This is a genomic window from Streptomyces sp. NPDC100445, from assembly GCF_044759735.1.
Classification (GTDB): Bacteria; Actinomycetota; Actinomycetes; order Streptomycetales; family Streptomycetaceae; genus Streptomyces.
This window is the reverse complement of the sequence record NZ_JBIVZV010000033.1, coordinates 1-2,409: the sequence shown is the minus strand read 5'-3', so window position 1 is coordinate 2,409 and position 2,409 is coordinate 1. Positions and strand designations below refer to the sequence as shown.

Annotated in this window: 1 protein-coding gene; it reads right to left on the bottom strand. The window is 73.1% G+C overall.

Annotated elements, in window-relative coordinates:
* Positions 1-2,409 (bottom strand): beta-ketoacyl synthase N-terminal-like domain-containing protein (locus ACIQVT_RS34715; RefSeq protein ID WP_403763774.1); only part of this gene is annotated, 2,409 nt, incomplete at both ends.

The following is a 2,409-nucleotide window of genomic DNA, read 5'->3' as shown; positions in this document are numbered from 1 at the left end:
AGATCCACCTCACCGCGCAGCACAGCCCTCAGGTCCCAATCCACCCACGGCCCCAGAGCCCGGGCACACTCCCCCACCCGCTCCGCGAACACCGGCGAGGACTCCATGAGCTCCTGGCCCATGCCCAACCACTGCGAACCCTGGCCTGGAAAGATCAGCACCGTCCGCCCCGCAACAGCCGTACCGCCGGTCACCACCCCGGCGGCCGACTCACCCCGGGACAACGCACCCAGCCCCGCCACCGCCTCCGCACGCGAACCCGCCACCACCACACCACGTTCCGACAACACCGCACGCCGAGTCGCCAGCGCACCCGCGACCTCCACGAGCGACGCGTCGGTGTCCGCCGTGAACGCGGCGAGGCGCTCCGCCTGTCCCGCCAGCGAACCGGTCGAGGCTGCGGACACCACCAGCGGGACGATTCCGTCGGCCGGTATGACCGGTTGCGGGGCCGGTCGCTCGGGGGCCTGTTCGAAGATCAGGTGCGCGTTGGTGCCGCTGAGTCCGAAGGAGGAGACGCCGACGCGGCGGGGGCGGCCGGTCTCGGGCCAGTCGCGGGCCTCCGTCAGCAGTTCGACGGCGCCGGCGGACCAGTCGACCTGCGGGGTGGGCTCGTCGACGTGCAGGGTCGGGGGCAGGACGCCGTGGCGCAGCGCCTCCACCATCTTGATGACGCCGGCGACCCCGGCGGCGGCCTGCGTGTGTCCGATGTTGGACTTCACGGAGCCGAGCCACAAGGGTCGTTCGCGGTCGCGGCCGTAGGTGGCGAGGAGGGCCTGTGCCTCGATGGGGTCGCCGAGCGCGGTGCCCGTGCCGTGTGCCTCGACGGCGTCCACGTCGGAGGCGGCCAGGCCGGCCACTGCCAGCGCCCGGCGGATGACCCGCTGCTGGGACGGGCCGTTCGGGGCGGTGAGGCCGTTGGAGGCGCCGTCCTGGTTGATCGCACTGCCGCGCAGCACGGCGAGTACCCGGTGTCCGTTGCGGCGGGCCTCCGACAGCCGCTCCAGCAGCACCACGCCGACGCCCTCGGCCCAGCCCGTGCCGTCGGCCGTCGAGGAGAAGGCCTTGCAGCGGCCGTCGGGGGCGAGGGCGCGTTGCCGGGAGAACTCCACGAAGGTGCCCGGTGTCGCCATGACGGTCGCGCCGCCGGCGAGGGCGAGGGAGCACTCGCCGTTGCGCAGGGCCTGCGCGGCGAGGTGCATGGCGACCAGGGAGGAGGAGCAGGCGGTGTCGATGGTGACCGCGGGGCCCTCGAACCCGAGGGCGTACGACACGCGGCCCGAGGCGACGCTCACCGCGGAGCCGGTGGCCGTGAAGCCGCCGAGTTCCGGTGGGATGTCGCCGCCGATGCCGTAGCCCTGGGTCATGACGCCGGAGAACACGCCGACGTCCGTGCCCTTGAGCGCGGACGGATTCACGCCCGCCCGTTCCAGTGCCTCCCAGGACGTTTCCAGCAGCAACCGCTGCTGCGGGTCCATGGCGAGGGCCTCGCGCGGGGAGATACCGAAGAAGCCGGCGTCGAACCGGCCCGCCTCGCGCAGGAAGCCGCCCTGGTCGACGTAGGAGGTGCCGACGTTCTCGGGGTCCGTGTCGAAGAGGTCGTCCACGTCCCAGCCGCGGTCGGTGGGGAAGCCGGAGATCGCGTCCCGGCCCTCGGCGACCAACCGCCAGAGTTCTTCGGGGCTGTTGACGCCGCCGGGGAGCCGGCAGGCCATGCCGACGACCGCGATGGGCTCGTCGGGGTCGGCGACGACGACCGTGGGGGCCGCCGCACCGGTGGCGTCGCCGTTCAGCCCGTTCAGGCCGTTCAGGCCGTTCAATTCGTCGCGGAGGAAGCGGGCGAGCGCGAGTGGGGTCGGATAGTCGTAGACGAGGGTCGCGGGGAGGTTGAGCCGGGTGGTCTCGCGGAGCCGGTTGCGCAACTGGACGGCGGTGAGCGAGTCGAAGCCTGCGTCCTTGAACGCCTTCTCGGCCCTGACCTTCTCGGGTCCGGTGTGGCCGAGGACGGTCGCGACGTGCGTGCGGACCAGGTCCAGCAGCAGGGTTTCCTGTTCGGCCGGGGGCAGGCCCGCGAGGCGGCCGGCCAGCCCGCTGCCGCGGCCGGCGGCGAGGCGGGCGGCGGCACGGCGGCTGTGGGGGATCAGCGTGCGCAGCAGGAACGGTAGGTCGCCGCCCGCGGTGGCTTCGGCACGTATGGCCCGCAGATTCAGCTTGATCGGGACCAGCAGGGGCTCGCCGGTGCGCAGGGCCGCGTCGAACAGGTCCAGGCCCTCGTCAGGGGTGATGGCCTGGAAGCCACCGCGGTGGATGCGGGCCTGGTCGGTGTCGTTCAGGTGGGCGGTCATGCCGGTGGCCTGCTCCCACAGACCCCACGCCAACGACACACCCGGCAGACCCGCCGAACGACGC